The sequence below is a fragment of the Coxiella endosymbiont of Ornithodoros amblus genome (assembly GCF_019425495.1).
In the GTDB taxonomy this organism is placed as follows: domain Bacteria; phylum Pseudomonadota; class Gammaproteobacteria; order Coxiellales; family Coxiellaceae; genus Coxiella.
Genome location: NZ_VFIV01000072.1, coordinates 1 through 5,877, shown reverse-complemented (window position 1 = coordinate 5,877; position 5,877 = coordinate 1). Strand labels below are relative to the sequence as shown.

Here is a 5,877-nt window from a genome sequence, read left to right as displayed (position 1 = left end):
AATAAATATCAACACCAAGTATTTTAATATCTTTCATCACCTGCTCTTTATTTAAAATAGAAATTCTGTGTTGGCGCATTATAACGCCCCCTTTAAAGAGCGCACTTTTCATTGGGTTGTTTAGCTAAAGCTGTAGTTAAAGCCGCCGAAAAAATAATTGCAGCAGAAAAACGTCTTGAAAGATATCCTTTGTTAGGAAAGGCCGTAGAGGAGTTGTCAGCTTATCGGGATTTTAATGTTCGATTTGGAGCAGGGGGGTATATTTTTCGGTATCGGATTCAAAAAGAAATTCTCTACGTGGTTCACCTAAGGCATTACTGAGAGTTGGATTTTCCGCCATAAGCGATTGCAAATGTTCTTTTTAAGCTGTTGCTACAATTCAATATATAATACTTGTTTTTCAGCATATCGTTCAACGCAATTTTGATCAGGTTCAATGGTTTTTTTGATAGCCAACGGGCGGTAATGCCGTACGCGGGTCACCTCCATTTATACTAAACTAGGTTAACCGTGCTGCGTTATAAGCGTCACTGCCAATAAGGGAAATGTCTTCAATTTTAACGTTTGTTGCGCACATTGTGGTGTGCACTTCGGGAAAAGCGAAAGTAACGCCCTCGAGAACCGCTTGTAGCAAATGGGATCTTGGTTTCATATGTCATTCCAAAAAACACCCCGCGGACATAAGGATTATTATGAGGGGTTCGTTCGCCGGATAAATAGGGCAGGTAGGGGGGTGTTAGGATCAGTTTTGTCTCGTTTTACTTGCCGAATCAGTGCATTTAATCTGTCAACATCGAGGTTGAGCAAACGCCTTAACCACCCTAAACAACTTGCCGCGCTGAGAAGAACAGTCATTTGATGTCATAAATTAGGGAGACAGTGACAACGGCAGTGTTTTTCCAATGCCAAAACTTTCGGCGGCAGCTGGTAAAATGGTGCCGGTAATGGCTGAGCCTTACGTATAAGGCTGGCATAAACTCAGAGGTTAATCCTGTAGCGGTTAACAAGGCGTTAGAGCATTATTTTTCCGACCTCTAACCATGAAGTGCTGGAAGCATCTGAAAAACCGTGGCGTAATTGCCGCTGATGATAAGTAATCGTAAATAATCTTTTGGCAAAAAAATTTTTTTGATTTTTTGAGAGAGCCGGTTCGTTTTCTCGCACCAACAACACTTTAGGAGCTGTAAATCTCGGCATGTATTAAATTTCCCGTAATTTCTAATACCTTGGGTTCTCGTTGTAACAAGGTGTGATACTGAGCCATGGAACGCCCGTCGTTCCATAAATAGCGGGATGCAAAGTTTATCATTATTTATCGAGCAATGTTGCTCCATGCATTTGACTGGAAAAAGCCAGCGCTCGTACTTTTTTAGTTCATTAGAGTAGGTATTTAATTTTTTGGATAGCGTTTTGGGTGGCTCCCCACCAATCATTGTGGTTTTTTCAGACCATAAATATTGAGGGCGAGAAATAGCTAAACGAGCGATGTAGTGGTGATTATCGTTTGTTAATCGTCCACCAAAATAACTTTGACACCAGAAGTGCCAAGGGTAATGGCCAGCAGATACATCCAATTATTTTCCTAAATAATGCATGTCTTTTCCTGCATAGAGATTCTCTTCAATTTGCTCCAAGGTTACCCCTTTGGTTTCTAGTACGGAAGTATATAAATGAAAATAAAAAGCAATCACGCTAATCTAATATAACAGAATAAAAAAGTACCGCTATAGGACCAAGATATTCGATCAATGTTAAAAACGTTAGTTTTTATAGTAACTGACCAGTTCGATGCCCAGTTGGTGCAAGCTCCAATGCAATGTGCTAGCTCTTAACCCACGAACTCTCAGCGGTAGAATTTCAGAAAACATCAGCGACATGATCGGGCCTAAACTAATTGAAAATCCCGGAATAAATACTAATAAGCTTCCAAAGGCAATCTATCGGATAATCCATATGCCCGTGCACTTTAAACGACCAACTTAAGACGAGCAAACTAATCATCATAGCACTAATGACGATGAATAACAGCGGACACCGTCCAAGCGAATCGATTAATGGAAGGCTATAATGGTGATAATCACCAACACCGCACCCGATACCCATCGTCGCCAAAACAGCGGTTTCTGAAGCCTGAAAACCGGTCATTTTTAAGGTGGTAGAGGCCGCGTAGTAGAGTATTATGTTAATTCCCGTTACTTGTTGAAATCACCGCTAAACCGATAGCGATAAGAAGTGTAGGGCGGATGACTTTTGAAAATAATGTTTTCCAGTCGCTTTTTTTCTGCTGTAAATTAACGCGGATATACTCTAATTCTTGTTCCGCATGCGGAGCGTGGCCACGCAATTTTCGCAAAATCCACAAAACTTTTTCTTCGTGACCGCGGAGACAGCAGTGGCAAACATTGACCGCCAAGCGTTGTGGCGAGCAAAATAATAGTCTAGACGTGCGAAAAAAAATTCTGATCGTAACGGGGGCCCCAGCTGATTAAGCGAAACTAAAGCGCTGCGGCGATGAGGGGGGATTTCAGGAGTATAAAGTGGCGCACTGTAAGAAGCGATCCCCAATAGCAATGCCGACAATGATGCGCCCAATTACCAACTAGCTAATGGAGACTGTTATGCTGGAAATAGCTGTGCCAATAATAAAAATTAAAGCATAGATAATGAGTAAACGTTTTCGTCTAATGTAATCAGCCAAATGGCCGTTAAAAAGGGCTTCACAAAAAGCGCCGATGAGTAGGTACTAACTATAAATCCATTCATTTGCGGGAAGAGGTGAAACTCCTGGCTAATAAAAAATGGCGCCTGAAATGACTCCAGTATCGTACCCAAAAAGAATTCCAGCAAGCAAAAGCAGCGACGAAGGCGATGACCCAATAAAAATATGGCTTTTTTCGCGGGAAGGACGTATTGATCGGTTGAATTGATTGCTCCTGATTGTAGCATAGCCATCTTAGACTTTCTTCACAATGGTTATTTTTTCTTTTCTTTTCAACCAATCAATCAACTCCAACGGTGATTTAATCAAAGCATCGGCCTTCCAGTCTTGGAGTGTGCTGTTGGCAGATAAATAACTGTAAGTCACTGCCACGGCTAACATTCCAGCGGCTTTAGCTGCTTGAATATCACCTTCGGTATCACCTACATATAAAGCGGTATGAGGTTGAACGTTAATTGTTTTGCAAGCAAAAAGAAGGGGTTCTGGATGAGGTTTACGATTAGCTAATTGATCGCCTGAAATTAAACAACAATATCGGCGAGTTAGCTTAAAGTGAGTTAATAGCGGTCGAGCCAACCACCCCGGTTTATTGGTAACAACGCCCCAGGGAATAGCATGAGCATCTAAATATTCCAATACTTCTACCACTCCATCGAAATAGGTTGTTTTATTAGTGAGGCAAGATTGATAAATCGATAAGAATTCATCTCGAAGTGGTTTAAAACGAGGATCAGTTTGATTAATAGAAAACCCGTTCGCTAAAATTCCCCGCGCGCCTTGAGCGACGGTGGGACGAATAACGTTTAAAGGGATAGGATCGCGCCCGTATCTATTGAGCAGTTGATTTAAAGCATCGGCTAAATCAGGTGCTGTATCTAATAGTGTGCCATCAAGGTCAAAAAAAACGGCGGTCACCCGATGAATGAGGTTACTCATGAGTAAAACACGCGAGGTAATTGATGGAAACGTCACGACTTAGATCAAATTCATTCTTTAAAGGATGGTAATGGATGCCCGTAATATCCAATAATCGCAAATCACTACTTTCAGCCCATCCCACTAATTCCGAAGGACGAATAAATTGTGCATAATCGTGTGTGCCTTTGGGCAATAAATTAAGTAAGTATTCGGCGCCAATGATTGTGTACAAATAAGCTTTAAAATTGCGGTTAATAGTGGAGAAAAAAAGTTTGCCGCCAGGTTTTATTAATGCCGCGCAGTTTTTTATCATCCGTTGTGGATCGGGAACGTGTTCCAGTAATTCCATGCAAGTGATGATATCAAAAGGTTGAGCGTCTGTTGTTAAAATTTCAATATCCTGACATTGATAATTTATATTTAGTTGTTGTTCTACATGATTTTTTGCAACAGTGATTAATGATTCGCTCATGTCAACGCCGGTGACAACAGCACCGTGCTTTGCCAAGGCTTCGCTTAATAAACCACCCCCACAGCCCACATCCAAAATGTGTTTGCCTTTTATGGGAATTTGCTGTTCGATGTATTTTAGTCGGACGGGATTAATGAGATGCAGGGGTTTCATCTTGCCGGATGGGTTCCACCAATCCTCAGCGAGATCAGAAAATCTAGCCAATTCCTCCTTATCGATATTCTGTTCAGACGGGGTCATGGATGTAGTTTGCTTGTTGAATAGCATTGAGCACTCGCTGAATTTCCGAGTTTAAGCGCTCTAAAAAGAGAGGAACAGCCTCATGGTTGCCAAGTTTCAAAGCTTCTTCTAATGCTTGCGATAAATGTCTCAAATGAGGCGTACCCGCATAGCAACAAGAACTGTGGAGTTTATGAACTTGATTTTTCATTTCTTTCCAATCACCCTTATCGAAGAGGTTGCATTGATGCCATCGCGGAGGGTCGGCAATTCAGATGCAAATAGAGCAACCAATTCTTCAGAAAGCTCGGATTATTATTGGTTAACTTTAAAAGTATTTGCCAGTCAATAGATTTAATCATAATAGTTTTAAAAACATAAATTGAGCTGGTAGGGCCTCTTTGTTATTAAAACTTATAACAAGACGTACATTCTTCGATATCCGCTTCAGGTTGAAGCGTAATATGATCAATATCATATTGTTGTTTCAAGGTCGATTTCAACCTTAGTAAAACGTCGTCCCAGGAAGTTATATTTTTAATATTGACATGGGCTGAAAGGGCAGTCACACCAGATGAGAGCGTCCAGATATGAACATCGTGCACCGCTTTTACACCTTGAAAGCGGACCATCGTTTGACAGACTTGTTTAATATTTAAGTGGGCGGGAACGCCTTCCATCAGAACAGTCATGGATTCTCGCCATAGCCGAACACTCGAAATTATAATGAGGATACCGATAAGAACGGAGAACAAAGGATCAATCAGGGTGCAATGGCTGAAGAAAATGATGATGCCGGAAAGTAAAACCGCGCATGTACCAACAATATCGCTCACCACATGCAAAAATACGGTGCGGATATTTAAGGTTTTTTCGCTGCTTGAAATCAGGCCTGCGAGAAGTATATTTAATAAAATGCCAAAGATAGCAATAAGCATCACCGGGGCGCTGTGGACAGACGAAGAAGGCTGTTGGATACGCCTGATCGCTTCTACAATGACTGCTAGAGCGATGATAACCATTAACAAGCTTGATGCCCAAGCTGTGATGACTTCAGCGCGCCCGAATCCGTAGCTGTGTTTATGAGATGGGGGACGGAGTGCAATCCACGAAGAAAAGGCGGCAATTCCCAATGCTACGGCATCCGAAGCCATGTGGCCGGCATCGCCTAAAAGCGCTAGAGAATGCGCAAAATAGCCACCCAAAGCTTCGATCAGAGCAAAACTCAAAGTCAATATAATTGCCCATCCTAAGACTCGATGAGAAGTATGTTGCCTATGATGGTGATGTTCGTGAGTATGCATGGATGTATATTTTACAAAAAATAACAGTCAGAAAACAGGGTTAAAATCCCCTACTATTTATTAGCATAACTGGTAAAGATAAAGACTGAAAAACTAAAATTCATCATTGTCGAACCCCTTATCATCCCCGCCTGCGCACCTAGCCATCAACTTAAGCATAAACCCCTAATGACTGTAAAGTTGATGCTTCTCTTTCGCCTTGTTCCTTTCAAAGCTCCTTGATACAAGGGGCCTCTATCATTACC

General features: G+C 41.6%; 8 protein-coding genes and 1 pseudogene. 1 reads left to right on the top strand and 8 read right to left on the bottom strand.

Going from position 1 to position 5,877, the window contains the following annotated elements; all coding sequences use genetic code 11:
* The first annotated feature begins 111 nt into the window (after positions 1-111).
* Positions 112-321: a type II toxin-antitoxin system RelE/ParE family toxin gene (locus FIV31_RS07110; protein ID WP_280124286.1), complete on the top strand. Its 210-nt coding sequence runs from the start codon at positions 112-114 to the stop codon at positions 319-321.
* Here FIV31_RS07110 and FIV31_RS07105 read toward each other — a convergent pair.
* From FIV31_RS07105 to FIV31_RS07080, 8 genes and pseudogenes are all read right to left on the bottom strand, one after another.
* A pseudogene (locus FIV31_RS07105) lies at positions 315-1,570 on the bottom strand (FGGY family carbohydrate kinase). The gene FIV31_RS07110 and the pseudogene FIV31_RS07105 sit on opposite strands and share 7 nt — an antisense overlap.
* 320 nt (positions 1,571-1,890) lie before the next feature.
* Positions 1,891-2,145: a hypothetical protein gene (locus FIV31_RS08715; protein ID WP_425278283.1), complete on the bottom strand. Its 255-nt coding sequence runs from the start codon at positions 2,143-2,145 to the stop codon at positions 1,891-1,893.
* A gap of 37 nt (positions 2,146-2,182) precedes the next feature.
* Positions 2,183-2,413, bottom strand: a complete 231-nt coding sequence (locus FIV31_RS08710; protein WP_425278282.1) for a hypothetical protein — start codon at positions 2,411-2,413, stop codon at positions 2,183-2,185.
* Positions 2,414-2,599: 186 nt separating this feature from the next.
* The gene (locus FIV31_RS08705) at positions 2,600-2,698 is read right to left on the bottom strand and encodes a hypothetical protein (protein WP_425278281.1); all 99 of its coding nucleotides are present in this window, start codon (positions 2,696-2,698) and stop codon (positions 2,600-2,602) included.
* Positions 2,699-2,953: 255 nt separating this feature from the next.
* Positions 2,954-3,655 (bottom strand): phosphoglycolate phosphatase, encoded by a 702-nt coding sequence (gene gph / locus FIV31_RS07095; RefSeq protein WP_280124285.1) that lies wholly within the window; start codon positions 3,653-3,655, stop codon positions 2,954-2,956.
* Complete coding sequence (ubiG, locus tag FIV31_RS07090) at positions 3,648-4,349, bottom strand: bifunctional 2-polyprenyl-6-hydroxyphenol methylase/3-demethylubiquinol 3-O-methyltransferase UbiG (RefSeq protein ID WP_280124284.1); 702 nt, start codon at positions 4,347-4,349, stop codon at positions 3,648-3,650. The genes gph and ubiG overlap by 8 nt, the downstream gene beginning before the upstream one ends.
* Positions 4,336-4,539, bottom strand: a complete 204-nt coding sequence (locus FIV31_RS07085) for an Hpt domain-containing protein (protein ID WP_280124283.1) — start codon at positions 4,537-4,539, stop codon at positions 4,336-4,338. Before FIV31_RS07085 ends, ubiG begins: the two co-directional genes overlap by 14 nt.
* A gap of 196 nt (positions 4,540-4,735) precedes the next feature.
* Positions 4,736-5,632, bottom strand: a complete 897-nt coding sequence (locus FIV31_RS07080; RefSeq protein WP_280124282.1) for a cation diffusion facilitator family transporter — start codon at positions 5,630-5,632, stop codon at positions 4,736-4,738.
* Between the last annotated feature and the right edge of the window lie 245 nt (positions 5,633-5,877).